The 25,887-nt window shown below is 65.8% G+C and carries 23 protein-coding genes; 19 read left to right on the forward strand and 4 right to left on the reverse strand.

Features of this window, described 5'->3' with window-relative positions; all coding sequences use genetic code 11:
- The first annotated feature begins 90 nt into the window (after positions 1 to 90).
- The 9 genes from chrA (at position 91) to EUU22_RS23890 (ending at position 10,009) form a co-directional block, all read left to right on the forward strand.
- Positions 91 to 1,476: a chromate efflux transporter gene (gene chrA, locus EUU22_RS23850; protein WP_129334460.1), complete on the forward strand. Its 1,386-nt coding sequence runs from the start codon at positions 91 to 93 to the stop codon at positions 1,474 to 1,476.
- Between the two features lie 120 nt (positions 1,477 to 1,596).
- Positions 1,597 to 2,448, forward strand: coding sequence for a TIGR01459 family HAD-type hydrolase (locus EUU22_RS23855; protein ID WP_129334461.1), 852 nt, complete (start codon positions 1,597 to 1,599; stop codon positions 2,446 to 2,448).
- Between the two features lie 204 nt (positions 2,449 to 2,652).
- A complete protein-coding gene (locus EUU22_RS23860; protein WP_129334462.1) occupies positions 2,653 to 3,633 on the forward strand; it encodes a bifunctional riboflavin kinase/FAD synthetase in 981 nt (326 codons plus the stop codon).
- Between the two features lie 142 nt (positions 3,634 to 3,775).
- Positions 3,776 to 4,192, forward strand: coding sequence for a YeeE/YedE family protein (locus EUU22_RS23865; RefSeq protein WP_129334463.1), 417 nt, complete (start codon positions 3,776 to 3,778; stop codon positions 4,190 to 4,192).
- Between the two features lie 11 nt (positions 4,193 to 4,203).
- Positions 4,204 to 4,647, forward strand: a complete 444-nt coding sequence (locus EUU22_RS23870) for a YeeE/YedE family protein (RefSeq protein ID WP_129334464.1) — start codon at positions 4,204 to 4,206, stop codon at positions 4,645 to 4,647.
- A gap of 233 nt (positions 4,648 to 4,880) precedes the next feature.
- Positions 4,881 to 7,808: an isoleucine--tRNA ligase gene (gene ileS, locus EUU22_RS23875; RefSeq protein ID WP_129334465.1), complete on the forward strand. Its 2,928-nt coding sequence runs from the start codon at positions 4,881 to 4,883 to the stop codon at positions 7,806 to 7,808.
- Positions 7,809 to 7,949: 141 nt separating this feature from the next.
- Positions 7,950 to 8,579, forward strand: a complete 630-nt coding sequence (locus tag EUU22_RS23880) for a hypothetical protein (protein WP_129334466.1) — start codon at positions 7,950 to 7,952, stop codon at positions 8,577 to 8,579.
- A gap of 78 nt (positions 8,580 to 8,657) precedes the next feature.
- Positions 8,658 to 9,140 (forward strand): GNAT family N-acetyltransferase, encoded by a 483-nt coding sequence (locus tag EUU22_RS23885; protein ID WP_129334467.1) that lies wholly within the window; start codon positions 8,658 to 8,660, stop codon positions 9,138 to 9,140.
- Between the two features lie 71 nt (positions 9,141 to 9,211).
- Positions 9,212 to 10,009, forward strand: coding sequence for a GGDEF domain-containing protein (locus EUU22_RS23890; RefSeq protein ID WP_129334468.1), 798 nt, complete (start codon positions 9,212 to 9,214; stop codon positions 10,007 to 10,009).
- Positions 10,010 to 10,019: 10 nt separating this feature from the next.
- Here the strand turns inward: EUU22_RS23890 and EUU22_RS23895 are convergent, their stop codons facing one another.
- On the reverse strand, positions 10,020 to 10,478 hold the full coding sequence (locus EUU22_RS23895; protein WP_129334469.1) for a nucleoside deaminase: 459 nt from the start codon (positions 10,476 to 10,478) through the stop codon (positions 10,020 to 10,022).
- 68 nt (positions 10,479 to 10,546) lie between these two features.
- On the opposite strand from EUU22_RS23895, the gene EUU22_RS23900 reads away from it, so the two are divergent.
- Genes EUU22_RS23900 through EUU22_RS23910 form a run of 3 tightly spaced genes read left to right on the forward strand, consistent with a single transcriptional unit; the run spans position 10,547 to position 13,848 of the window.
- Positions 10,547 to 12,373 (forward strand): pseudouridine synthase, encoded by a 1,827-nt coding sequence (locus tag EUU22_RS23900; protein WP_129334470.1) that lies wholly within the window; start codon positions 10,547 to 10,549, stop codon positions 12,371 to 12,373.
- A 6-nt stretch (positions 12,374 to 12,379) separates the two neighbouring features.
- Entirely contained in the window at positions 12,380 to 12,940 is a 561-nt protein-coding gene (gene rsmD, locus EUU22_RS23905; RefSeq protein WP_129334471.1) for a 16S rRNA (guanine(966)-N(2))-methyltransferase RsmD, read from the forward strand.
- A gap of 50 nt (positions 12,941 to 12,990) precedes the next feature.
- Positions 12,991 to 13,848, forward strand: coding sequence for a patatin-like phospholipase family protein (locus EUU22_RS23910; protein ID WP_129334472.1), 858 nt, complete (start codon positions 12,991 to 12,993; stop codon positions 13,846 to 13,848).
- Positions 13,849 to 13,854: 6 nt separating this feature from the next.
- Here EUU22_RS23910 and EUU22_RS23915 read toward each other — a convergent pair whose 3' ends face one another.
- Entirely contained in the window at positions 13,855 to 15,672 is a 1,818-nt protein-coding gene (locus EUU22_RS23915; protein ID WP_245485280.1) for a monovalent cation:proton antiporter-2 (CPA2) family protein, read from the reverse strand.
- 111 nt (positions 15,673 to 15,783) lie between these two features.
- On the opposite strand from EUU22_RS23915, the gene EUU22_RS23920 reads away from it, so the two are divergent.
- From EUU22_RS23920 to lpxK, 6 genes are all read left to right on the forward strand, one after another.
- Entirely contained in the window at positions 15,784 to 17,130 is a 1,347-nt protein-coding gene (locus tag EUU22_RS23920) for a TldD/PmbA family protein (RefSeq protein WP_129334473.1), read from the forward strand.
- Between the two features lie 33 nt (positions 17,131 to 17,163).
- Complete coding sequence (locus EUU22_RS23925) at positions 17,164 to 17,973, forward strand: 3'(2'),5'-bisphosphate nucleotidase CysQ (protein ID WP_129334474.1); 810 nt, start codon at positions 17,164 to 17,166, stop codon at positions 17,971 to 17,973.
- 62 nt (positions 17,974 to 18,035) lie between these two features.
- A complete protein-coding gene (locus EUU22_RS23930; protein WP_129334475.1) occupies positions 18,036 to 18,287 on the forward strand; it encodes a DUF4170 domain-containing protein in 252 nt (83 codons plus the stop codon).
- Positions 18,288 to 18,449: 162 nt separating this feature from the next.
- Positions 18,450 to 19,769, forward strand: a complete 1,320-nt coding sequence (waaA, locus tag EUU22_RS23935; RefSeq protein ID WP_439329188.1) for a lipid IV(A) 3-deoxy-D-manno-octulosonic acid transferase — start codon at positions 18,450 to 18,452, stop codon at positions 19,767 to 19,769.
- A gap of 17 nt (positions 19,770 to 19,786) precedes the next feature.
- On the forward strand, positions 19,787 to 20,494 hold the full coding sequence (locus EUU22_RS23940; protein WP_129334477.1) for an HAD family hydrolase: 708 nt from the start codon (positions 19,787 to 19,789) through the stop codon (positions 20,492 to 20,494).
- Positions 20,495 to 20,609: 115 nt separating this feature from the next.
- Entirely contained in the window at positions 20,610 to 21,647 is a 1,038-nt protein-coding gene (lpxK, locus tag EUU22_RS23945; RefSeq protein WP_129334478.1) for a tetraacyldisaccharide 4'-kinase, read from the forward strand.
- Positions 21,648 to 21,668: 21 nt separating this feature from the next.
- On the opposite strand, the gene EUU22_RS23950 is transcribed toward lpxK, so the two are convergent.
- On the reverse strand, positions 21,669 to 21,899 hold the full coding sequence (locus EUU22_RS23950; protein WP_129334479.1) for a DUF2093 domain-containing protein: 231 nt from the start codon (positions 21,897 to 21,899) through the stop codon (positions 21,669 to 21,671).
- Between the two features lie 66 nt (positions 21,900 to 21,965).
- Positions 21,966 to 23,762 (reverse strand): DNA mismatch repair endonuclease MutL, encoded by a 1,797-nt coding sequence (gene mutL, locus EUU22_RS23955; protein WP_129334480.1) that lies wholly within the window; start codon positions 23,760 to 23,762, stop codon positions 21,966 to 21,968.
- Positions 23,763 to 24,078: 316 nt separating this feature from the next.
- Here mutL and EUU22_RS23960 point away from each other — a divergent pair, with 316 nt between their 5' ends.
- Positions 24,079 to 25,767 carry a response regulator gene (locus EUU22_RS23960; RefSeq protein ID WP_245485282.1) on the forward strand — a complete coding sequence of 563 codons (1,689 nt, stop codon included), beginning with the start codon at positions 24,079 to 24,081 and terminating at the stop codon, positions 25,765 to 25,767.
- Positions 25,768 to 25,887: the final 120 nt, after the last annotated feature.

Here is a 25,887-nt window from a genome sequence, read left to right on the forward strand (position 1 = left end):
GCCGCAAAGCCGCGGTCGCGTCTTCGCAAAACTGTCGGAGAAGCATGATAGGGGCTCGCCGGATCGGACGTGCACAAGGGAGGAAAAGGCTTGGAAGCGGCAACGGATTGGAGGGAAGGGCCGCGGCCGACATTCTCCGAGCTCGTTTCGGCCTTCGCGACGATCGGCGTCCTGAGCTTCGGCGGGCCTGCTGCACAGATCGGCCTGATGCACCGGATCGCCGTCGACGAGAAGCGGTGGATTTCCGAGGAGCGCTTCCTGCATGCACTCAACTACTGCATGCTGCTGCCGGGCCCGGAGGCGCAGCAGCTCGCAACCTATATCGGCTGGCTGCTGCACGGCGTGCGCGGCGGCATGGTCGCCGGCCTGCTCTTTGTGCTGCCCGGACTTGCCGTCATCCTCGGCCTGTCGACTGCCTACGCGCTCTATCAGGATACGACCTGGCTTGCCGGCCTGTTCTTCGGCCTGAAGGCAGCCGTGCTGGCGATCGTCGTCGAGGCGGTCATCCGCATCGGCCGCCGGGCGCTGAAGAGCCGCTTCCATCGCCTCGTCGCACTCGTCGCCTTCCTCTCGCTCTTCCTGCTTTCGGTGCCGTTCCCGCTGGTGGTGCTGCTCGCCGGTGTGGCGGGCTTTCTCGCCGCACGTGCCGGGCCGGCCGTTCCGGCCGCCATCGCTGAGGCCTTCAGCCCGGAGGATCGCCGGATGCCGGGCGGTCTCCTTTCGGGCCGCAGCCTGTTCGTGCTCCTGTTCTGGGTCGCGGTGTGGCAGGCGCCGTTGCTCCTGCTCTCGACCGGTGCCCTCGGCGGCGCCTTCTCGGCGGTCTTCGTCTTCTTCTCGAAGATGGCGCTCGTCACCTTCGGCGGCGCCTATGCCGTGCTCGCCTATGTCGCGCAGGTGGCCGTCGAAACGCACCACTGGCTGAACCCCGGCGAGATGCTCGACGGGCTGGCGCTCGCCGAGACGACGCCGGGGCCGCTGGTGCTCGTTCTCTCCTTCGTCGGCTTCCTCGCCGGCTATCGCGATCCCGGCGTGGTCGGAGCCGTTCCGGGAGGCGTGCTCGGCGCGCTGCTCGCAGCCTGGGCCACCTTCGTGCCGAGCTTCATATGGATCTTTGCCGGCGCCCCCTATATCGAACGGCTGCGCGGCAACCGGCTGCTGACCGGCGCGCTTTCGGCGATCACCGCCGCCGTGGTGGGCGTCATCCTCAATCTCGCCGTCTGGTTCGCCCTGCACGTCCTTTTCACCGAGGTTCGCCGGTTCGTGTTCTGGCGGGGCTTCGAAGGAGAGGGCCTCGACGGTGCGTCTGGTTTCTTCTCCGTCGCGGTCAGCCTGCCGGACCCGGCGACGCTCGATCCGGCGGCCCTCGCCGTCTCGCTTCTGTCGGCGCTCCTCATCTTCCGCTTCGGGGTCGGCATCGGCCGGGTGCTTGTCGTGGCGGCGGCGTTGGGGCTGGCGCTGCGGTTTTTCATTTCCTGAGTGCCGGCTTGAACAACGGTCCCCTCGGGCATATTTCCGCAGACGGCTGCAAATCCCCTTGCCTTGCCGGCTCTCCTTTGCGATGTCAGCCGGGACCATTTTCCATGACAGGACCGAGGAATGCCCGAACACATTTCCAGCTTGAGCGACGTCAGCGACCGTTACGACGTGATCCTCTGCGACGTATGGGGCGTGCTGCACAACGGCGTCGACGCCTTTCCCTCGGCCTCGGAAGCACTGACGGAGGCACGCGGGAAGGGCTTGTCCGTCGTGCTGATCACCAATTCCCCGCGTCCGTCGCCCGGCGTCATCAGCCAGCTGAAGACCATCGGCGTCGCCGACACCGCCTATGACCGGATCATCACCTCCGGTGACGTCACCCGCAAGCTGATCGCCGAGGGCCCGTCGAAGGTCTTCTTTCTCGGCCCGGATCGTGATCTCTCGCTCCTCGACGGACTTCATGTCGAGGCGGTCGCACAGGACGCCGCCGAAGCGATCGTCTGCACCGGCTTCTTCGACGACGAAACCGAGGTGCCGGAAGACTATCACGACATGCTGACGGCCTTCTCCGCCCGTGGGATCCCGCTCATCTGCGCCAACCCGGACCTGATCGTCGAGCGCGGGGCGCGGATGATCCCCTGCGCCGGCGCGGTCGCCGCCTATTACGAGCAGCTCGGCGGCACGACGCGGATCGCCGGCAAGCCGCACCGCCCGATCTACGAAGCCGCCCTTGCCGCCGCCCGCGAGCAGCGCGGCGCCGATTTCCCGATCTCGCGCGTTCTGGCGATCGGCGACGGCCTGCCGACCGACGTGCGCGGCGCACTCGATGCCGGACTTGATCTCCTCTATGTGAGCGGCGGCATCCATGCCACCGAATACACCGTCAGCGGCCGCACCGACGAGGCGATCCTGAAGGCCTACCTCGCCCGCGAGAAGGTGGCGCCGAAATGGTGGATGCAGAGGCTCGCCTGAGCGGACGGTTCGCGTGACGATGAGCAGCACGGATTACACCCCCCTCTGCCCTGCCGGGCATCTCCCCCACAAGGGGGGAGATCAATCCGCGGTGATCGCCGCGCACTCCCTCCGCTCTCCCCCCTTGTGGGGGAGATGTCACGAAGTGACAGAGGGGGGTGAAGCTCAAAGCCTCTCGTTGTCCGTCGCGCCTGGAGTCGAGCCATGACCGTCTTTCACCGCAACGAGAAGAAGAAGCCCCTGCCGGAGAAGCTGAAGGGCGGCGTAATCGCCATCGGCAATTTCGACGGCGTGCATCGCGGCCATCAGAGCGTCTTGAGCCGCGCGCTCGAGCTGGCGAAGAGCCGCCACGTGCCGGCGCTGGTGCTGACGTTCGAGCCACATCCGCGCACCGTGTTCAACCCGGAGAAACCGGTCTTCCGGCTGACGCCCGCGCCGCTGCGCGCCCGTATCCTCGAAGCCATGGGCTTCCACTCGGTCATCGAATATCCCTTCGACCGCGAGTTTTCCCAGCGTTCCGCCGACGATTTCGTGCACTCGATCCTGATCGGCTGGCTCGGTGCGAGCGAGGTCGTGACCGGCTTCGACTTCCATTTCGGCAAGGGCAGGGAAGGCGGCCCGGCCTTCCTGATGGAGGCGGGACGGACGAACGGTTTCGGCGTCACCCTGATCGATGCCTTCCGCGACGAGAACGCCGAAGTCGTCTCCTCGAGCCGCATCCGCGCCCGCCTCGGCGAGGGGGACGTCTCTGAGGCGGCGGGCCTCCTCGGCTACCGCTACACCGTCGAGGCCGAGGTGATCGGCGGCCAGAAGCTCGGCCGCACCCTCGGCTATCCGACCGCCAACATGGCGCTGCCGCCGGAAACGGAACTGAAACCCGGCATCTATGCCGTTCGCCTGCGCCGCGCCGACGGTTCGCTGCACGACGGCGTGGCGAGTTTCGGCTACCGCCCCACCGTCACCGAGAACGGCGCGGCTCTGCTCGAAACCTTCGTCTTCGACTTCTCCGCCGATCTCTACGGCGAGGTCTGCTCCGTCTCCTTCTTCGGGCGCCTCCGGGACGAACTGAAGTTCGCCGGCCTCGAACCGCTGGTGGCGCAGATCCGCCGCGACGAGGAGGAGGCGCGGGCGCTGCTTGCCGGCGTCCAGCCGATCAGCGCGCTCGACCGCAAGATCGCGTTCTGAAATCGCTTCTTTTCTTCGCTTTGCCCGGGAGCCGCAAAAGCGTTTCCGCCTGAACGGCGGAAATATAAGGAAATTTCTATATCACGGCCGCCGCGGCCGATAGACTCCGACCAATCCCGCCGCGCTTTCCAGGATCGACCGCATGACCGAATTCACCCCCTTTCTCTCCTTTGCCGGAGGCCTGCTGATCGGCCTTGCCGCCGTGCTGCTGATGGCGTTCTGGGGGCGGATCGCCGGCATGTCGGCGATCGTCATCGGTGTCGTGCCGCCGCTTTCCGCCGACTGGGGCTGGCGGGCCGCCTTCCTTGCCGGCGCGATCGGCGCGCCGGCGCTTTTGCAGGCGACCGGTCACACGGTGAGCTTCTCGGCGCCGCTCTCGCTTGCCGCCCTCGTCGTCGGCGGTGTGGTGACGGGCCTCGGCGTCACCTTCGGCTCCGGCTGCACCTCAGGCCACGGCGTCTGCGGGCTGGCAAGGCTTTCGCCGCGCTCGATCGCAGCGACGGCGAGCTTCATGGCCGCCGCCTTCGTCACCGTCTTCCTGCTCCGGCACGTATTCTGAGGATCGCCGCCATGAAATATCTCGCCGCACTCCTCATCGGCGCCGTCTTCGGCCTCGGCATCGTGCTTTCCGGCATGGCCGACCCGTCCAAGGTCATGAACTTCTTCGACATCGCCGGTACCTGGGACCCGAGCCTCGCCTTCGTCATGGCGGGGGCTCTCCTCGTCACCGCTCCCGGCTATGCGGTCCTGCAGCGCCGGCGCAAGAAGCCGGTCTTCGACGCGCGCTTCCATATCCCGGCCCGCGGCCGTATCGACGGGCGGCTGATCGGCGGCTCCGTCCTCTTCGGCATCGGCTGGGGGATCGCCGGTTTCTGCCCCGGTGGTTCCATTCCGGCGCTCGGCCTCGGCCATCGGGAAGCCTACATTTTCCTTGCCGCGATGGTCGCCGGCATGCTGATTGCGCGCCGTCTCCTCGACATGAAGGTCTTCACGCTCGCCGAGCGGCCGGCGTGAAGCATTTGCCACGGCGGGCCTCTTCCTTTTCTCGGCAAAAACGCTTAAACAGCGCCCCATGACCAGGGTACGGCTGACCATGTCCCTTCGAATTATTGGCCCGGCCTTCCGCGCGCTTTGAAAGCTGCCGGAGGGTCCGGGTTTTCGGCGCTTGCAAAAGCGCCTTTTTCGTTTCCGCCTTTTCCAGGAACTTGGCGCCGCCCTTTGCCGGCGCATCTCTCGATGGCAAGATCATGACCGATACCGCAGAAAAGCAAGACTATTCCTCGACCCTCTACCTTCCCCAGACCGAATTCCCGATGCGTGCAGGCCTGCCGCAGAAGGAGCCGGAAATGGTGGCGCGCTGGCAGGAAATGGGCCTCTACAAGAAGCTCCGCGCCTCCGCCGCCGGCCGCGAGAAGTTCGTCCTCCACGACGGCCCGCCCTATGCCAACGGCAACATCCATATCGGTCACGCGCTCAACAAGATCCTGAAGGACGTCATCACCCGCTCGTTCCAGATGCGCGGCTACGACGCCAATTACGTTCCGGGCTGGGACTGCCATGGCCTGCCGATCGAATGGAAGATCGAGGAAGAGAACTACCGCGCGAAGGGCAAGGAAAAGCCGGATCTCAAGCAGCCCTCGGCGATGATCGAATTCCGCAAGGAATGCCGCGCCTATGCCGAAAAGTGGATCGGCGTGCAGTCCGGTGAGTTCAAGCGGCTCGGCATCGAGGGCGATTTCGAAAACCCGTATACGACGATGAACTTCCACGCCGAAGCGCGCATCGCCGGCGAGCTTCTGAAATTCGCCACCTCCGGCCAGCTCTACCGCGGCTCGAAGCCGGTCATGTGGTCGGTGGTCGAGCGCACGGCGCTCGCCGAAGCGGAAGTCGAGTATCACGAGGTCGAGAGCGACACGATCTGGGTCAAGTTCCCGGTGCAGCATGCCGGCGAACGGTCGGGCGACCTTCTCCACACCTTCGTCGTCATCTGGACCACCACGCCCTGGACCATCCCGGGCAACCGCGCGATCTCGTTCTCCTCGCGCTTCCCCTACGGTCTCTACGAGGTGACGGCCGCGCAGAACGACTTCGGTCCGCAGCCCGGCGAAAAGCTCATCTTCGCGACCCGCCTCGCCGAGGAGTGCGCCGCCAAGGCCAAGGTGACGCTGAAGCTCGTCCGTGACGTCGAAGGCGATGAACTTTCGACCGTCATCTGCGCACATCCGCTCGAAGCCCTCGGCTACACCTTCCAGGTTCCGCTTCTCGACGGCGACCACGTCACGGACGATGCCGGTACCGGCTTCGTGCACACCGCGCCGTCCCACGGTCGCGAGGACTTTGACGCCTGGATGGACAATGTTCGGGCGCTGGAAGCCCGCGGCATCTCGACGAAGATCCCGTTCACGGTCGGTGATGACGGCTACTACACCGATGAAGCGCCCGGCTTCGGTCCCTCGGCCGAAGGCGGCCCCGCCCGCGTCATGGACGACAACGGCAAGAAGGGCGACGCCAACAAGCGCGTCATCGAGGCGCTGATCGCGGCGAACCACCTCTTCGCCCGCGGCCGCATCAAGCACGACTATCCGCATTCCTGGCGCTCCAAGAAGCCGGTCATCTTCCGCAACACGCCGCAATGGTTCGTGTATATGGACAAGGACCTCGGCGACGGCTCGACGCTGCGCTCGCGGGCACTCGGGGCGATCGACGAAACCCGCTTCGTTCCGGCCATGGGCCAGAACCGCCTTCGCGGCATGATCGAGCAGCGTCCGGACTGGGTGCTGTCGCGCCAGCGCGCCTGGGGCGTGCCGATCTGCGTCTTCGCCGACAAGGACGGGAACGTGCTGGTCGATGACGAGGTCAACGCCCGCATCCTCGACGCCTTCGAGAAGGAAGGCGCCGATGCCTGGTTCGCGCCGGGTGCCAAGGAGCGCTTCCTCGGCAACGCCCACAATCCGGACATCTGGAACCAGGTCATGGACATCCTCGATGTCTGGTTTGACTCCGGTTGCACCCACGCCTTCACGCTGGAGGACCGCCCGGATCTGAAATGGCCGGCCGACGTCTATCTCGAAGGTTCGGACCAGCATCGCGGCTGGTTCCATTCGTCCCTGCTCGAAAGCTGCGGCACGCGCGGCCGTGCGCCCTATAACGCCGTCATCACCCATGGCTTCACCATGGCCGAAGACGGCCGCAAGATGTCGAAGTCGCTCGGCAACCAGGTCTTCCCGCAGGACGTGATGAAGGAATCGGGCGCCGACATCCTGCGCCTCTGGGTCATGACCACCGACTATTGGGAAGACCAGCGCCTCGGCAAGTCGATCATCCAGACCAACATCGACGCCTATCGCAAGCTCAGAAACACCATCCGCTGGATGCTCGGCACGCTCGCCCACGACAAGGGCGAGGAGATCGCCTATGCCGACATGCCGGAACTCGAAAAGCTGATGCTGCATCGCCTCGCCGAGCTCGACAAGGTGGTGCGCGAAGGCTACGACGCCTTCGATTTCAAGAAGATCACTCGCTCGCTGATCGACTTCTCCAACATCGAGCTGTCGGCCTTCTACTTCGACGTCCGCAAGGATGCGCTCTATTGCGACGCGCCGTCCTCGCTGCGCCGCCGTGCATCGCTCGCGGTCATCCGCAAGCTCTTCGACTGCCTCGTCACCTGGATGGCGCCGATGCTGCCCTTCACCACCGAGGAAGCCTGGCTGTCGCGCAATCCGCAGGCGGCGTCGGTGCATCTCGAACAGTTCCCGGAAATCCCGGCCGAATGGCTGAACCCGGCGCTCGACGAGAAGTGGGGCAAGATCCGGCAGGTTCGTACCGTCGTCACCGGCGCGCTGGAGATCGAGCGCAAGGACAAGCGCATCGGCTCCTCGCTCGAAGCGGCCCCGGTCGTCCATGTCGGCGATCCGGCGCTCTTTCAGGCGCTCGAAGGCCAGGACTTCGCCGAAATCTGCATCACATCCGATATCGCGGTCGTTGCCGACGAGGGACCGGCGGACGCCTTCCGCCTGCCGGAAGTCGGCAAGGTTTCGGTCGAGCCGAAGCTCGCCGAGGGCCGCAAGTGCGCCCGCTCCTGGCGCATCACAACGGATGTCGGGTCCGATCCGGACTACCCGGATGTCTCTGCCCGCGATGCCGCTGCCCTGCGCGAGCTTGCTGCGCTGCGTTAAGCAAAAGTTACCGGGTGATTTGCGCTTTTGCCTGTCATCCGGTAAAACCTGCCTGAAATTGGCCGAAATCCTCGTTCAGGCGAAGGTTGAATGGGTATTGCCGGCCGGATAGACTGTGCCGGCGAGGCTGGAAGGGCGTTTATGAAAGCGGCTGATGTGTTCAGAGTGGGTGCCGGGGCGACGGGCATCATTGCGGTTTGCCTGAGCCTGACGGGTTGCGTCGGGAGCCCGACATACGGCACCGACAAGACGGCGATGGAACAGCTCGTCGACGACGTCGGATCGGCGGTGTCGATCGGGTCGAACCCGAACAAGAACGCCGGCACCAAGTACAATCCGCGTCCCGCGCTGGTCATGCCGCCGGAAACCGCCAGGAACACGCTTGCCGAGCCGCAGCAGTCACTCGCCAGCAAGGAAAATCCCGAATGGCTGGAATCGCCGGAAGAAGCGCGTGAGCGTCTCGTCGCCGAGGCCGATGCCAACAAGGACAATCCGCGTTACCGCTCGCCGCTGCTCGCCGGCTACGGCACCGCCGGCACGATGACCGAGAGCCAGAAGTGGGCCGCCTTCCGCGAAGCGCGCCAGCTGCAGAAGGGCGCCTATCTCGACCAGCGCCGTTTCCTCTCCGATCCGCCGACCGAGTATCGTCAGGTCGCCTCCGCGACGACCCTCGACGATTTGGGCGAGCCGGAGCTCAAGAAGGAAAAGCGCCGCAAGAAGGAAGCCAAGGCCGCGCGCCAGACGTCTTCCTGGTGGATGCCCTTCCAATAAGGGTGCGCTCCCTCACAGTTTCGTAGCATGTCGCAGGCCGGAAACGGCCTGCAGCTCTGTTTGGCCCTTGAGATTTCCATGACCAGCTTCACCATCCGGAATGCCACGCCGGCGGATGTCGGTTCGATCCTGCGCTTCATCACCGAACTCGCCATCTACGAGAAGGCCGAGCATGAGGTCGAGGCGACGGAAGAAAGCCTGACCCGGACGCTCTTCGGGCCGGGCTCCGTCACGGGGGCCGCGATCCTCGAGGCGGACGGCGTTCCGGCCGGTTTCGCCATCTGGTTCTACAGCTATTCCACCTGGCAGGCGCGCAAGGGTCTTTATCTCGAAGATCTCTACGTCTCGCCCGACCATCGTGGTTCCGGCGCCGGCAAGCTCCTGCTGCGCCATCTTGCCAAGACTGCCGTTGAAGAAGGTTGTGGGCGCTTTGAATGGAGCGTGCTCGACTGGAACACCCCGGCGATCCGCGTCTACGAGGCCGTCGGCGCCGAGCCGCAGTCGGAATGGATCCGCTACCGCCTTTCCGGCGACCGGCTCAGGGATTTCGCAGCCGGTTGACGTGTTTCTATCCGGGATTTTGCCACCCCGGCGTCACATCCCGTTAACCGGACGGACCATAGTGTCCGGCCATGTTCAAGATCAGCAGGCAGACGGCGACCAAGGCGGCTGTCGTGACGGCACTGTCCGTCGCGGCCTCGGTTTCGATCGTGCTGCTGCTCGTGCCGATGCTCGGCGGCCATCCCGACGGGCCCGGCTTCTGGATGAGCGTCCTGTGCCCGCTCGTCATCGCCGCACCGGCGAGTGCCTGGCAGTTCCACCAGAAGGAGACGATCGAGCGCCAGCGCGACGAGATCGCGCGCATGCACGTCGAACTGGAGGACATGCATGCGGAACTCTCCGCGCTGCATGCGGACCTCAAGCAGCGGTCGCGGATCGATTCCCTCACCGGTGGATTGAACCGCGAGACCTTCTTCGCCACCCTCGACGCCGCGGCATCCGGGCCGCAGTCGTCCGCGCTGCTGATCGCCGACGCCGACCATTTCAAGAAGATCAACGATACCTTCGGTCATCTCGTCGGTGACGAGGCATTGCGGGTGATCGGCAGGACGATCGCCGCGACGCTCGGCTCCCGCGACTTCTGGGGCCGGATCGGCGGCGAGGAATTCGTGCTGTTCCTCGACGGAGCCGATCGGGCGAAGGCGCTGGCCGTCGCCGAGGCACTCCGCGGCGCCGTAGCCGGCAGCAAGGTCCTCGTCGAGGGCGCGCGCGTACCGCTGTCCGTCAGCATCGGCGCACGGTGTTCCTCCGGGCGCTTCGATCCGACGGAACTCTTCCGGCAGGCTGACGAAGACCTCTACCGGGCCAAGAAAGCCGGTCGCAACCGCATCGTCATCGATGGCGAGGAGGCCGGAACGGTCGTCGCCTGAGAGGTGCCGCTCAGAGCTCCTCGCGCCGTTCCCGGAAAAAGGCCTTGAGAATCTCCGCGGCCGGCCGCTCGCCGATACCGGAATAGACCTCCGGCGCGTGGTGGCAGGTCGGCTGCGCGTAGAAGCGCACGCCATTGTCGACGCCGCCGCCCTTCGGGTCCTCGGCACCGTAATAGAGTCGGCGGATGCGGGCGAAGGAAATTGCCGCCGCGCACATCGTGCAGGGTTCCAGCGTGACGTAGAGATCGGCGCCGGAGAGCCGCTCGTCGCCGACGCGCTGCGCGGCGAGCCGGATCGCGGCGATCTCGGCGTGCGCCGTCACGTCGTGCAGTTCGCGGGTGCGGTTCCCGGCGCTCGCGACCACCTCGCCGTCGAGCACGACCACGGCGCCGATGGGCACTTCGCCGCGTTTCCCGGCCGCTTCGGCCTCCGCCAGCGCAAGCTCCATGAAACGATTCGCCGGCGGCATGTGACATTTCCTCTTAACCAAGGCCCCGCGACCTGATAGGACACGGCCAAACCACAGGCAAACAACAAATGACATCCAAAGACAAGCCTAAGCGTCCCGGCGCCAAATCGTCCGAACGCGGCGCAAAGCCGTCGCCCCGCAAATTCACCCGTTCCGCCGAGAAGGGCGCGCCGAAATCGGCCGACAAGGCGGCACCGAAGGCTGCACCGAGACCCAGCAAGCCGGTGCCTGCCGTCGCGGCCGGCGCCGAAGCGGTCGTTCCCGAGCGCATTTCCAAGCTTCTCGCCCGCGCGGGCGTCGCCTCGCGCCGCGATGTCGAGCGCATGATCATGGAAGGCCGCGTCAGCCTCAATGGCAAGGTGCTCGACACGCCGGTCGTCAATGCGACCTTCGCCGACCAGATCGAGGTCGACGGCCTGCCGATCCGCGGCATCGAGCGTACCCGTCTCTGGCTCTACCACAAGCCGGCGGGGCTGGTGACCACCAATTCCGATCCGGAAGGCCGCCCGACGGTGTTCGAGAACCTGCCGGACGACCTGCCGCGCGTCATGTCCATCGGCCGCCTCGACATCAACACCGAAGGCCTGCTGCTTCTGACCAATGACGGCGGCCTCGCCCGCGTGCTCGAACTGCCGACCACCGGCTGGCTGCGTCGCTACCGCGTCCGCGCCCATGGCGACATCGACCAGGACCGTCTCGACAAGCTGAAGGAAGGCATCGCCGTCGAAGGCGTGCTTTACGGCGCGATCGACGCGACCCTCGATCGCAAGCAGGGCCACAATGTCTGGCTCACCATGGGTCTGCGCGAGGGCAAGAACCGCGAGATCAAGAACGTGCTCGGCGCGCTCGGCCTCGAGGTCAACCGCCTGATCCGCATATCCTACGGGCCCTTCCAGCTTGGCGATCTGCCGGAAGGCCAGGTCCAGGAGGTCCGCGGCCGGATGCTGCGCGACCAGCTCGGACCGCGCCTCATCGAGGATGCGAAGGCAAATTTCGACGCGCCGATCTATTCCCGCGATCGCGACGAGGACGAGGGCGAGACCGCCGAGAAGCCCTCCGAAAAGCCGCAGCGTGGCAAGCGTGAAAAGCCCGAAGATCGCCGCGAACGTGCGCTCGACAGGCTCGACACCCGCCGCTCCGGCCCGGCGTCCAAGGGAGCGCGCGGCGACAGGCGGGAGGACGGCGACTTTGCCGACCGCCCAAAGCGCAAGCCGATGGGACAGAGCCGCACTGCCAATGTATGGATGGCGCCGGGTGCCCGTCCGCTCGGCGAGAAGGCTGCTGCCCGCAAGGCGGCCTCCGGTGCCGGCAAGCCGGGCGGCCGCCCGCGCTTCGAGGACGCCTCGCGGAGCGGAAAGCCGGCGTTCGGCCAGCCCGACGCCCGCTCGCGCGTGACGATCAGCAAGACCCGCGACGAGGAAGGCGAATGGATTCGCGCCGAGGCGCCGCCGCGCCGCAAGGACGAGGACGAGGGTTTCGGCGGCAGGCGCAGTGCCGGTGGCCGGCCGGATCGCGGCGATCGTCCCCGCGAAGGACGCTCTTTCGAAGGTCGGTCGTTCGAGGACAGGCCTCGCCGCGAGCGTCCGCAGGAGGCGCGCGACCGCAGCGATCGTCCCCGTGGGGACAAGCCCTACGGCGATCGCCCACGCAGCGACAAGCCTTACGGTGATCGGCCCCGCAGCGGCGGCAAGCCTTCCGGCGACAGGCCGTTTTCGGGCAAGCCCGAGGGCAAGGGCGGCAAGAGCTTTGGCGACAAGCGTTTCGGCGGCAAACCCGGTGGCAGCAAGCCTGCGGGTGGAGGCGACAAGCCGCGGGGCGGCCGTCCGGGTGGCGGAAAGCCTTTCGGGGGCAAGCCTTCCGGCGGTGGCCGGGGTCCTTCGAAGGGCCGGAGGTAAGGCGCGGTGCGGATCGTCGGCGGTGAGTTTCGCGGTCGCAATCTGGCCACCCCGAAATCGAACGCGATCCGGCCGACCATCGACCGGACGCGCGAGAGCCTGTTCAACATCCTGACCCACGCGCATCCGGGCTGTCTCAATGGCACGCGCGTGCTCGACCTCTTCGCCGGCACAGGTGCTGTCGGACTGGAGGCGCTGTCGCGCGGCTGCCGTGCCGCGCTCTTCGTTGAAAACAGCGTCGAGGGCCGCAGCCTTCTCTGGGAGAACATCGATGCGCTCGGCCTGCACGGCCGGGCGAAGATCCTGCGGCGCGACGCCACCCTGCTCGGTCCCGCCGCCAATATCGAGCCCTTTCATCTGTTGTTCGCAGACCCGCCCTACAACAAGGGGCTCGGGGAGAAGGCGTTCGCTGCCGCCCATGAAGGCGGCTGGCTGGTGCCGGGCGCGCTCGCAATCCTGGAGGAGAAGGCCGAGGCGGTGATAAACATGCACCCGGCCTTCCGCCTCATCGAGGAGCGGACCTTCGGCGACACGAAGATGTATTTCTACGAATACCGTCCCGCCTGACGGTGACGGGCAAACGAGGACTGCCGGTGGAAAGCGAAACGACGCCAGCGATGCTCCCGGCTCCGGTCTCTTCCGGCGGACCCACGCTGGCGCTTGCGCTCGGGGCGGGCGGCGCCCGCGGACTTGCCCACATCCCGGTCGTCGAGGCGCTCGACGAGATGGGCATTCGGCCGGCGGCGATCGCCGGTTCCTCGATCGGCGCGATCATCGGCGCGGGCATGGCCGCCGGCATGACCGGCCGCGACATCCGCGATTATACGCTGGAGACGGTCGGCAAGCGTTCGGCGCTGGCAAACCGCCTCTGGAGTCTCGGGCCGGCGACCATGCGCGATGCGCTCGGCGGGTTCCGGCTCGGCCAGTTCAATCTCGAACGCATCCTCACGGCCTTTCTGCCGGAGCGCCTGCCGGAGCATTTTTCCGGCCTCGAAATCCCGCTCAAGGTCGTCGCGACCGACTATTTCGGCCAGACCGAGGTCGTCTGCGAGAGCGGCGATCTCCTGAATGCGCTGGCAGCGTCGGCGGCAATCCCCGCGCTCTTCATGCCGGTGCGCCTCGGCGGCCGCTTCATGATCGACGGCGGCATCTACAACCCCGTTCCCTATGACCACCTCGCCGGCACGGCCGACATCGTGATCGGCGTCGATGTGATCGGCGGGCCCGTCGGCGACGACGGCGAGCCGCCGAACCGCATCGACAGTCTGTTCGGCGCAAGCCAGCTGATGATGCAGGCCAATCTGACGCTCAAGCAGAAGCTCTCGCCGCCCGACATCCTGCTGCGGCCGGACGTCAACTCCTACCGCGTGCTCGACTTCCTGAAGGCGCGGCAGATCCTCGACACGGCAGAAGCCCTCAAAGACGACCTCAAGCGCCGGATCGAGGCACGGATGGAGGACGTCGTCCGCAGCTGACGGCGCTCAGGAATCCTCCGTTCCCGAATGCGCGCGAACGGCGGCCTCGACGTCGTCCGGCGTCGCGCGCTTCGGCTTCACCAGCGGTTCCGGCCGGACCGGACGATTGTGCAGCATGTGCCGTCCGGCATGCAGACCGTCCGTCAGCTGGATGCGCAGCCGTTCCTCGTCGCGGCGGCGGATATCCTCGCCAATCGCCAGCGCGTCCTCCTCGCTCATGCCGAGGGCTTCCAGGGTCTTGCGACCGAAGAGCAGGCCCGATTCCAGCGTCTCGCGCAGCTCGTATTCGACGTTGCGCGCTCTGAGCGACAGGCTGTGGATGCGATCGTAGGAGCGCACGAAGAGCCGCACGTCGGGGCATTCGGCGAGAATGAGGTCGACGATCCGGTCGGTCGTCTCCTTCTTCTGCGTGCAGACCGCGACGATCTTCGCCCGCTTCAACCCCGCCGCACGGAGCACGTCGAGCCGGTTGCCGTCGCCGTAATAGATGCGGAACCCGAAGGAGGCCGCCTGACGGATGCGGTCGGCGGAATCGTCGATGATCGTCACGTCGCGACCGCTTGCAAGCAGGATCTGTGCAGCGATCTGGGCGAAACGCGAAAACCCGATGATCAGCACGTCCGAGCCGGCGCCCTCGAAGTCCTCGTCGAGCTCCTCGCGGCTATCGCCGGAGAGCAGACGGCGCGAGAGCGCCGCACCGATCGGCGTCAGCGCCATGGTCAGCGTGACGATCGAAATCAGCAGCGAGGCGGTACCGTTCGAAAGCAACTGCTGAGCGGTCGCGGTGGTGAACAGCACGAAACCGAACTCGCCGCCCTGCGGCAACAGAAAGGCGATCCGAACGGCGTCGTCATGCGAAGAACCGGACGTCCGGCAGAGCGTGTAGAGGATCGCGGCCTTGATCACGATCACCGCCGGCACGGCGACCAGCACGAGAACGAAGTTGTCGAGGATGACGTTCAGATCGAGCGACAGCCCGACGGCCATGAAAAACAGCCCGAGCAGGATGCCGCGGAAGGGCTCGATATCGGCCTCGAGTTCGTGACGATAGGAGGATTCGGCGAGCATCACGCCGGACAGGAATGCGCCCATGGCCATGGAGAGCCCGGCGAGCTGCATCAGCACCGCCGATCCGAGCACGACCAGCAGCGCCGCGGCGATCATCACCTCCCGCGCGCCGGTGCGGGCAATGATCTGGAAGAGCGGCGTCAGAAGGTAGCGGCCGGCCATCACCATCGCGACGACGGCGAGCACCGCGACGATCGAATCGACGAGCACCGAGCCGTTCGCCGTCTCATGACCGCTCGAAAGGATCGAGACCATGGCGAGCAACGGCACGATCGCAAGGTCCTGCAGCAGCAGGATCGAGAAGGAACGCTGGCCGTAGCGGGTGTTCATATCGCCGGCGTCGTTCAGGAGCTGTAGCGCGAAGGCGGTCGAGGAGAGCGCGAGCCCGAAGCCTGCGACCAGGCCGCCGCGCCAGTCGACGAGGCCGGAAAAGACGGCGGCGCCCGTGAGCGCGAGGCCGGTCAGCAGCACTTGCGCCGTTCCGAGGCCGAAGATGTCGGCGCGCATGCGCCAGAGCCGCGACGGATTGAGTTCGAGGCCGATGATGAAGAGCAGGAACACCACACCGAGTTCGGCGACCGCGAGAATTTCGCCCGCACCCGTCAGCAGGTGAAGGATCGGGCCGATGACCACACCGGCGGCAAGATAGCCGAGCACGGTTCCGAGCCCGAGCTTGCGGAAGATCGGCGCCGCCACGACGGCGCCCCCGAGCAGAAGCAAGGTTTCCGTGAAGAGCGCGTCCGGTGCCGTCGTCAAGCCGTTATTCTCCCTTTTTGTCTGTCGTGACGGCTCTCGGGGAATCGGTGCCACGGCCCTTGATGCCTGTTGTAATGCACAATACATGGAGCCGTAATGAAAGGCCAAATCATGACCTCTGAAATCGATTCCGCCAGTCTTCTTTCCCGCGCCGGCCAGCTCGTCGATCTCGCCCTGAAGGCGGGCGCCGACAGTGCGGATGCGGTCGTCGTCCGGTCGCGCTCGAAGTCGGTCGGCGTTCGCCTCGGCAAGGTGGAGACGACGGAGTCTTCCGAAAGCGACGACTTCTCGCTGCGGGTCTTCATCGGCAGGCAGGTCGCGAGCGTCTCGGCCAATCCCGGCTTCGACCTGAAGGCACTCGCCGAGCGCGCGGTCGCGATGGCGAAGGTGTCACCGGAAGACCCCTTCGCCGGTCTCGCCGACGCGGCCGACCTCGCGCGGTCCTACCCCGATCTCGACCTTTTCGATCCGACCGAGGTGTCGAGCGATGCCTTGCGGGATGCGGCGCTCGCGGCGGAAGAGGCGGCCCTTGCGGTCAAGGGGGTCTCCAACTCGGTCGGGGCGGGTGCTTCGGCCGGCATGGGCGGTCTTGTGCTCGTCACATCCCACGGATTTTCCGGCAGTTTCCAGTCCTCTCGCTTCGGCTGCTCCGTCGGCGTCATCGCCGGCGAAGGTACGCGGATGGAGCGTGACCACGATTTCGACAGCCGGCTCTTCCATGCCGATCTCGATCCTGCCGCCGAAATCGGGCGACGGGCCGGCGAGCGGGCGGTCCGCCGTCTCGACCCCCGCCAGGTCGAAACCGGCCAGAACGTCACCGTCGTGTTCGACCCGCGCGTGGCGCGCGGCTTCATCGGCCACATCGCCGGCGCGATCAATGGCGCGGCGGTCGCCCGCAAGACCTCCTTCCTGCGCGATCGCATGGGAACGGAGGTGCTGAAGTCCGGGTTGAACATCACGGACGATCCGCTGAAGGTGCGCGGCTCCGGCTCGCGGCCCTTCGACGGCGAGGGCGTGAAGGGCGAGAAGCTGGTGATGATCGAGGACGGCGTGCTGAAGCACTGGTTCCTGTCTTCCTCGGCCGCCCGTGAACTCGGCCTCCATACCAACGGACGCGGCTCGCGCGGCGGAACGGCGGTGTCTCCGACCTCGACCAACCTGGCGCTCGAGCCGGGCAGTGTCGCGCCGGAGGATCTGATCCGTTCGGTCGGAACCGGCTTCTACGTCACCGAGCTGATCGGCCAGGGCGTCAACATGGTGACGGGTGAATACAGCCGCGGCGCCACCGGCTTCTGGATCGAGAACGGCGAGCTTGCCTACCCGGTTTCCGGCGTGACGATCGCCTCGAACCTGAAAGACATGTTCATGCGGCTGACCGCGGCGAATGACATCGACCGCAAGTTTGCCGTCGCCGCCCCGACCATTGCCATCGAGGGCATGACGATCGCCGGCCGTTGACGTGAGCCGCAAAACGCAGAGGATGGTGCCATCATGACCGCCGCTCTCATTTCCGACTGGCAGGCGGATCTCGACCTGATCGCCGCTGCGGCGCGCGAGGCGGCGGCCGTCGCGCTCACCTTTTTCGGCCAGTCGCCGCAGGTCTGGTGGAAGAACGAGGGCCGCTCGCCGGTCAGCGCCGCCGATCATGCCGCAAACGAGTGCCTCGAAGAGCGGCTGCGCACCGCCCGTCCGTCCTACGGCTGGCTCTCGGAAGAGACCGACGACGATCTCGGCCGGCTGAAGTCCGATACCCTGTTCGTCGTCGACCCGATCGACGGCACCCGCGCCTTCATCGCCAGCAAGCCGACCTGGTGTGTCAGCGTCGCCGTCGTCCATCGCGGCAAGCCGGTGGCCGGCGTTCTCGTCGCACCGGCGCTCGGCGAGGAGTATTCGACGGTCGAAGGCGGACCGGCGCTCAAGAACGGCAAGCCGATCATGGTCGCCGCCTTCGATCCGGTGAAGAAATTGCGCGTCGCGACCCCGATGGACATCGTCAATGTATTCGATGCTCCGTTGAGAGGACGTATCGAGCGTGTCGAGCATGTCCCGTCTCTCGCGTACCGGATCGCAATGGTTGCCGAAGGCCGCATCGACGCGACATTCGTCAAGCCGAACTCCCATGACTGGGACATCGCCGCCGCCGATCTCATCCTGCAGCAGGCCGGAGGGCGGCTGACCGATCTCGGTGGAAACGCGCTTGTTTACAACCGTCCAGAGGTTACCCACGGCGTCCTGTGTGCGGCGGTTGAAGGTGAGCTTCCGGGTCTCCTAGAGAGGCTCGCCGCCGTCCCGCGCGGTTGACGTTTCCGTCAAAATCGATCACAGGAAAAGGGGAGGCGAACACGAATGGAAAGAAACGTAGAATGACCGAATCCAGCGATCAGAAGCAGCTCCTCCACCTCGTCTTCGGCGGTGAGCTGACGAGCCTCAAGGACGTACACTTCAAGGATCTGAACGATCTCGACATCGTCGGCATCTTCCCCGATTATGCAAGCGCGCTTGCGGCATGGAAGGGCAAGGCCCAGGCTACTGTCGACAACGCCCATATGCGCTATTTCATCGTGCACATGCACCGCCTTTTGACCCCGGGCGAAAAGGTCGTGGGTCAGGACTGATGAATTTCGACCGGGCCGCATCCGGACTTTTCGATCGGATGCGGTGGCGGGACGTCAATTTTTGAACGCAGTTTTGCAGCATCGACAGTTTGAGCTTGGCCAGCCTGATCGAAAGGGCGTCATGGCACCGAAAGCTAAGAGAAGCGGTCTTTATTGATGGCGATGATCGACGGTTTCGCATCGATGGCGATTACCGGCTACAGCTGGGCGGGCATCGCTGCCTACCCGCTCGCCGGACCGCTGCTGGCATTGCGGACCGCCAAGGGCAAGGAAGACCGTGCGCGTCGCCTGGAGCGTTTCGGCTATCCCTCGGTCGATCGTCCGCACGGGCCGCTCGTCTGGATCCATGCCGCGAGCGTGGGAGAGACGCTCGCCGTCGTGGGCCTGATGCGCGAGCTGCGCCGCCGCGACATCAACGTCCTTTTGACCACCGGAACCGTCACCTCCGCCGAACTCGTGCGGCTGCGTCTCGACGGAGAGATCATTCACCAGTATGTGCCCCTCGACCTGAGGCCGGCGGTCCGCCGTTTCCTCGACTATTGGGGGCCGGACATCGCGATTTCCGTCGAGTCTGAGATATGGCCGACGACGCTCGGCGAGCTCGATCGGCGCCACATCCCACAGATCCTCGTCAACGCCCGTATGTCTGACCGCTCCTTCGATCGCTGGCACCGCCATAACTCGATTGCCGAGGCGCTGTTTTCCAAGCTGTCGCTGGTGATTGCGCAATCGGATGTCGACGCCGAGCGCTTCCGCGATCTCGGCGCATGGCCGGTCTCCGTCTCCGGCAATCTCAAGGTCGACGGTGATGCTCCACCCTGCGACGCGGCTGTGCTTGCGCGTTACCGCGAGCAGATCGGCCATCGCAAGACCTGGGCGGCCATCTCCACCTTCGAGGGTGAGGAAAAGATCGCCGTCATGGTGCACCGGGCGCTGAAGGCCCATGTCGGACTGTTGACCATCGTCGTGCCGCGTCATCCGGAACGCTGCGACGAGCTCGAGGCGATGATGGTCGAGAAAGGGCTGAAGGTCGCGCGCCGCACCCGCGACGACGCGATCACGCCGGATACCGATGTCTTTCTCGGCGACACGATCGGCGAGATGGGCCTCTATCTGCGGCTGACGGAGATCGCCTTCGTCGGACGCTCGATCACCGGACAGGGCGGCCAGAACCCGCTGGAGCCGGCGATGCTGGGCTGCGCCGTGCTGACTGGCCCGAACGTCGAGAATTTCCGCGACAGCTATCAGCGGCTGGTGCGCAACGGTAATGCCCGGATCGTGCGCGATGCCGAAATGCTGGCGAAGGCCGTGCACTTCCTCTCCGTCAACGACCTCGCGCGCCACAAGATGATCGACGCGGGCACCGAGACGCTGCAGGAAATGCGCGGCGCACTCGTCGCGACGATCAAGGGGCTGGAGCCGTACATCAATCCTCTCACCGTCAAGGCGCGGCTGGAGCCGCGTGCTGCACGGCAGCGCTGAAGAAAAGAGAACACGACATGGACCGGGGTGCGGGGATCGCTGGGATCCTCTTCGACAAGGACGGAACGCTTCTCGATTTCGATGCGAGCTGGGCGCCGGTCAATCGCAAGCTGGCGCTGCTGGCGGCCGACGGCGACCCGTCGCTCGCCGATCGCCTATTGCTCGCCTGCGGCATGGATCCGGTGACCGGTCACATCGTGCCGGACAGCCTGTTTGCCGCCGGCAACACGCGTGAAATCGCCGACGGTCTCGTCGCCGCAGGCTCGCCGATGACGAGCGAGGTGCTGGTCCCGGTCCTCGACGAACTCTTCGCCGATGCCGCCGATCTTTCGGTGCCGGTGATCGAACTGGCGCCGCTCTTCTCCCGCCTCCACGGGCGTGGCCTGAAGCTCGGCATTGCCTCCAGCGACAACGAGAGGTCGATCCGCCGCATCGTCGAGCGTTTCGGCATCACCGACTACGTCGATTTCGTCGCCGGCTACGACAGCGGTCACGGCTCGAAACCGGAGGCGGGCATGGTGCTCGGCTTCTGCCTCGCGACGGGCCTCGCGCCCGATGCGGTTGCAGTGGTCGGCGACAACAATCACGACATGCACATGGGGCACAACGCCGGCGCCGGCCTCAAGGTCGCGGTGCTGAGCGGGACCGGCTCGCAGGCGACGCTCGCCGGGGCCTGCGACGTCTGCCTGAACGACATCAGCGAGCTCGAAGCCCTGCTCGCCTGAAGGCGGTGGCGGCATCGCCCACGAGACGGGTTGACGAAGGCCATCCGCCTGCGGTCTGTTGCATCGTCGTAAACAGATGCTTTCCGTCAGGCGGGAGGCGCAGCGGGAGGACGTGATGGTATCGGAAGCCCCACCCTTCTGGTGGACGAAACCGGATTGGCGCGCCTGGGCGCTGTCGCCGTTCTCGTTTCTCTACGGTCAGATCGCCGGCCGGCGGATGGCGAAGGGCAAGCGTCTCTCCTCACCTGTTCCTGTGGTCTGCGTCGGCAATTTCACTGTCGGCGGTGCCGGCAAGACGCCGACCGTGCTGGCTCTGGTGCGCGCGGCCTGCGCGCAGGGCCTGAAGCCCGGCATCCTCAGCCGCGGCTATGGCGGCTCACTCGACGTGACGACCGTCGTCGATCCGGAGCACCATCGCTCGACCGACGTCGGCGACGAGCCGCTGCTGCTCGCCCGCCACGCGCTCACCGTCATCTCGCGCAAGCGTTTCGCCGGCGCCCGCCGTCTCGTGGACGAGGGGGTCGACCTGATCATCATGGATGACGGCTTCCAGAGCGCCCGCCTTGCTGTCGATTTCGCGCTGATCGTCGTCGACAGCGTCCGCGGCATCGGCAATGGCCATCTCGTGCCCGGCGGACCGGTGCGGGCACCGATCCGCGTGCAGATGCGCTATGTCGACGGATTGCTGAAGGTCGGCAACGGCACCGCCGCCGATCGCCTCGTGCGCCAGGCGGCGCGGGCCGGCAAGCCGATTTACGTCGCTTCGCTGACGCCGCGGGGCGATGCCGGCATCTCCGGCAAGCGCGTGCTCGCCTTTGCCGGCATTGCCGATCCGGGGAAGTTCTTCCGCACCGTCGAGGAACTGGGTGCGGAGCTCGTCGAGCGCCGAGCCTTGCCCGATCATCACCATATGGGCGAGGACGAGATCGACGACCTCCTCGACAAGGCGGCGGCGAACGATCTGGAGTTGGTGACCACGGCGAAGGATTTCGTGCGACTGCGCGCCGGGTCGGGACGGGCGGAGGAACTGGCGCGCAAGTGCAAGGTCGTGGAGGTGGAAATGATGTTCGACGACCCGAATGCGCCCGGAAAGATCATCGAGCGGGCGATCGAGGTGCACCGCGCCCGGCGCCTGAAGGAAGGTCGCTACTAGAGAAAAGGCCGGGCTTGCGGCTCAGCGCGTCTGGACGGGAAGGGCGCCTGCCCGCTTTTCCGCCTCGAACGAGGCGGCCGCATCCACATAGGGCTCCTGCCGGGCGACGCTCCAGTAGCGCAACTCGTCGATCAGGATCGGCTGGCCGGTGACGGCGCAAACCACGTAGGAGCCGGGGGACAGGATCTGGAAGTCGGCGTCGAGATACCGGATCTTGGCTTCCCGGTTGCCGCTGCCTTCGAAACGGTTCATGTCACACTGCTCCTTCGCACGTCATTGCCCTGCCATACTCCGCGACGCGCGGAAATTCCAGAAATATCAGCTGCGGCCGAATAGCCTTTCGATGTCGGAGAGCTTGAGCTCGACATAGGTCGGCCGTCCGTGGTTGCACTGGCCCGAACCCGGAGTCGCCTCCATCTGGCGCAACAGCGCGTTCATTTCCTCGACCCTCAGCACCCGGCCGGACCGCACCGAGCCGTGGCAGGCCATGGTCGCGGCGACATATTCCAGCCGCGCGGCGAGCCCGCCGGCCGTGTCCCATTCGGCGATCTCGTCGGCAAGCTCGCGAACGAGCGCCTGGACGTCCATTTCGCCGAGCATGGCCGGCGTCTCGCGAACGGCGACCGCACCAGGACCGAAGCGCTCGACCGAAAGGCCGAGTTGTTCCAGCGCCTCGGCATGGACCATCAGGCGATCGCAGTCCTCCTCGGGCAGGTCGACGATCTCGGGGATGAGCAATCCCTGCGACGGTAGCCGCCGGCCGGAAAGCGCCTTGCGCATCTGTTCGAAGACGAGGCGCTCGTGGGCGGCGTGCTGGTCGACGATGACGAGCCCGTCCTCGGTCTGCGCGACGATGTAGTTGGCGTGGACCTGTGCGCGGGCCGCACCGAGCGGATGGCTCTCGACCGGCGGGGCGGATGGCGGAGCGACGACCGGCGCCTCCGCGCGGGCCGTCGGCACGGCAACGGTGTCGAACCGGGCCTGTTGCGACTCGGCGAAGCCGGACGGCGCTGCCGTCGGCCGGTAGGGCGATGTTTCTGGGCTCCAGGCGTAACCGCCGGCGGGGCTCGGCGGACGGAAGCTGGGGCGAAAGGCGCGGAGCATGCCGCCGGCACCCGTCGTCGAGGCGCGGTCGCCCTCGCGCTGCAGTGCCTCGCGGATCGCGCCGACGATCAGGCCGCGCACCAGCCCGGGGTCACGGAAGCGGACGTCCGATTTGGCAGGGTGGACATTGACGTCGACGAGGGCCGGGTCGATGTCGATCGAGAGCACCGCCACTGGATAGCGGCCGTGTGGAACGGTCTCGGCATAGGCGCCGCGGATCGCCGAGAGGATCTGCTTGTCCTGCACCGGACGACCGTTGACGAAAGCATATTGATGGGCCGAGTTGCCGCGGTTGAAGGTCGGTACGCCGGCAAACCCGGTAAGCCGCACATCTTCCCGTTCGGCATCGAGCGCAATCGCATTGTCACGGAAGTCGCTGCCGAGCACCTGGGCGATGCGGGCGAGGGGATCGCCTGCCGACGGGAATTCGAGCGTCGAGCGGTCGCTGCCCGAAAGCACGAAGCGGACGTGCGGAAACGCGATCGCCATCCGCTTGACGACCTCGGTGATGGCGCCCGCTTCGGCCTTTTCCGTCTTCAGGAATTTCAGACGCGCCGGCGTCGCGAAGAAGAGGTCGCGGACCTCGACCACGGTTCCCGGATTGGCGGCGACGGGACGGACGGCCGAAACCCTGCCGCCTGAGACGCTGATTTCCGCGCCTTCCGCGCTGCCGGGCACACGACTCGCAATCGAGAGCTTCGCGACCGAACCGATCGAGGGCAGGGCTTCGCCGCGAAAGCCGAGACTGCGGATGTCGAAGAGTGATTCGGAGATCTTCGAGGTGCAGTGGCGGCGAATCGCAAGCTCGAGATCGGCAGGTTCCATGCCACCGCCGTTGTCGGTCACGCGCAGCAGGCTCTTGCCGCCGCCGGCGGTTGCCACCTCGATTCGCGTGGCGCCGGCGTCGATCGCATTCTCGATCAGTTCTTTCGCCGCACTGGCGGGACGCTCGATGACCTCGCCGGCGGCGATCTGGTTGATGAGCGTTTCGGAGAGCTGCTTGATGGCCATCCTGTTCTTTTCCCGGATTCGGACAGGTGAGGAAAGCCCGAAAACACCGGAAACGGTGGAAATCCGCCTGCGTCTACGGAAACGTTGCCGTTTGCCATTAAGTCCCCGTTAAGGACCTGCAACTAACTTCGGTTGTACTCCAATACGTTCGTAAGGGGCGGATGGTTGTTGACGTCGAAAAGGTAACCGGCAAGCCGGAACCAGCTCGAAAGCATCCATTCAGGCGCCGCCCCGGCGCCGGTCGGTTTTTCATGCGGAATGAAAGTGAAGGTTTTTTGGATTGGTGCTCAGGCATTCAGTTCCTTGAGGCGGTAATGTGAAGAATTTTCCAGCGGCGCCCGCAGAGAGCGGGTCGAAGGGGAAGCACGTGACGGGCGAGATGGCGGCGCGGGAAGCGCAGTTGCATACGGCCGCGCTCGACGCGGCATCCGAGGCCCTTTCTGCCGCCATCATGATCTATGACCGCAACGACGAACTGATCTATGCGAGCCGCCAGCTTGCCGGTTACGTACCGGTCTCTTCGCAGTTTCTCTCTCCCGGTACGCGGCTTCGCGAATTTCTCGGCGCCGCCTATGACGCTGGCATGCATTGCTGCACCCCGGCAGGTGGCACGGTGATCGGCACCCGCGACGAATGGATCGCCGAGAGCATTGCCGCCCACTGGCGAGAACGACTGGATTACCAGACGCGCGACAGTCAGCGTGGCTGGACGAAGGTGTCGATGCGTCGTCTCTCCTCCGGCCACGGCCTTTGCGTCATCACCGACATATCCGAGCAGAAGAAGCGGGAGGAGCAGTGGCACGCCGATCTCGAGCGCGTGCAACTCACCGAGGAAATCCTCGACAACCTGCCGCATCCCGTCTTCGTCCAGGATCGAAACCTGACGATCGTCGCTGTCAACAGGGCATTCTGCGCTCTCTTCGGTGCGGGGGCGGACGTCCTGCTCGGCAGTTCGCTGAACGGCCTTTTCGATACCACTCTCGCGACGAGCCTCGGGAATACCACCCGCCACGTCTTCGAAACCGGCGCGCCATCCCTCGTGTCGATGACGGTTCCGCAGCCGTCCGGACACGTCGTGCTCGCCGTGCGCAGCCGGCGCGTCGGCAAGCCGGGGCGGTATTTCGTCGTTACCAGCCTCGATCATCCCGCGGACATGACGCTCGCCGCCGAACGGGCAGCTGCAATTACTCTCGCGCCTGACCATGCAGCAGGCGAGGAAAGCGCCGCCGACGGCCCGGCCCGACCTGCGGACCTCTCGGGACGCCGCGTTCTGGTGGTGACTGCCGACAACGGCTTCGCCGGGACCGGTCTGAAAACGCTGGCGGCTCTCGGCCTCGACGCGTGTTCCGTGCAGGACGCGGGCGAGGAAGATGCCTTTCTCAGCGTCGCGAAAACGGCGGGAGTGGCGATCGATCTCGTCGTCGTGGACGCCGACATGGATGTGCGGTGCCTCGAACTCGCGCGTCAGTACGGCGTCGACGCGCTCGCGATCGACCGTTTCCAGATTTCCGGTGAACTCGCCGCTCTTGCGGTCGAACGCCTGAACCGCAGCCCGTCCGTCGAGGCGGACGACTGGGAGATCACCACCGGCGATGCCGTGCCGATGGGAAGCGATCCGCTGGTACTGGTCGCCGAGGACAATGCGGTCAACCAGATCGTCTTCGCCCAGATACTCGAGGGGCTCGGCTTTCGCTTTGTGATCGCGTCGGACGGCGAGGAGGCAGTCCGCCTCTGGCAGGAACTCGAGCCGCAGATCGTGCTGATGGACGTGACCCTGCCGGGGATTTCGGGATATGACGCCTGCCGACGCATCCGCGATCTCGGCCGATCGTCCGGGCGGACGACGCCGGTGATCGGTGTCCTCGCCCACGCCTTCGAACGCGACCGGGAAGACTGCCTCTCGGCGGGGATGGACGATATCCTGCAGAAGCCTCTGAGTTCCGAGGCGATCGAGGCGATCTTCCAGCGTTTCATCCCCGGCTACATCGCGTTTTCGCCGGTCTGAGCCGCCGTCAAGCCCCCCCAAAGTTGGGGAGGTGGAGAGGCTCAAGATCGCGAAAATGCTATTATTTTTTTAATCATTCGCCCACATCCTGACGGTCGTAACAAGAGGTTCTCAGGATAT

The organism is Ciceribacter ferrooxidans, assembly GCF_004137355.1.
Lineage (GTDB): Bacteria > Pseudomonadota > Alphaproteobacteria > Rhizobiales > Rhizobiaceae > Allorhizobium > Allorhizobium ferrooxidans.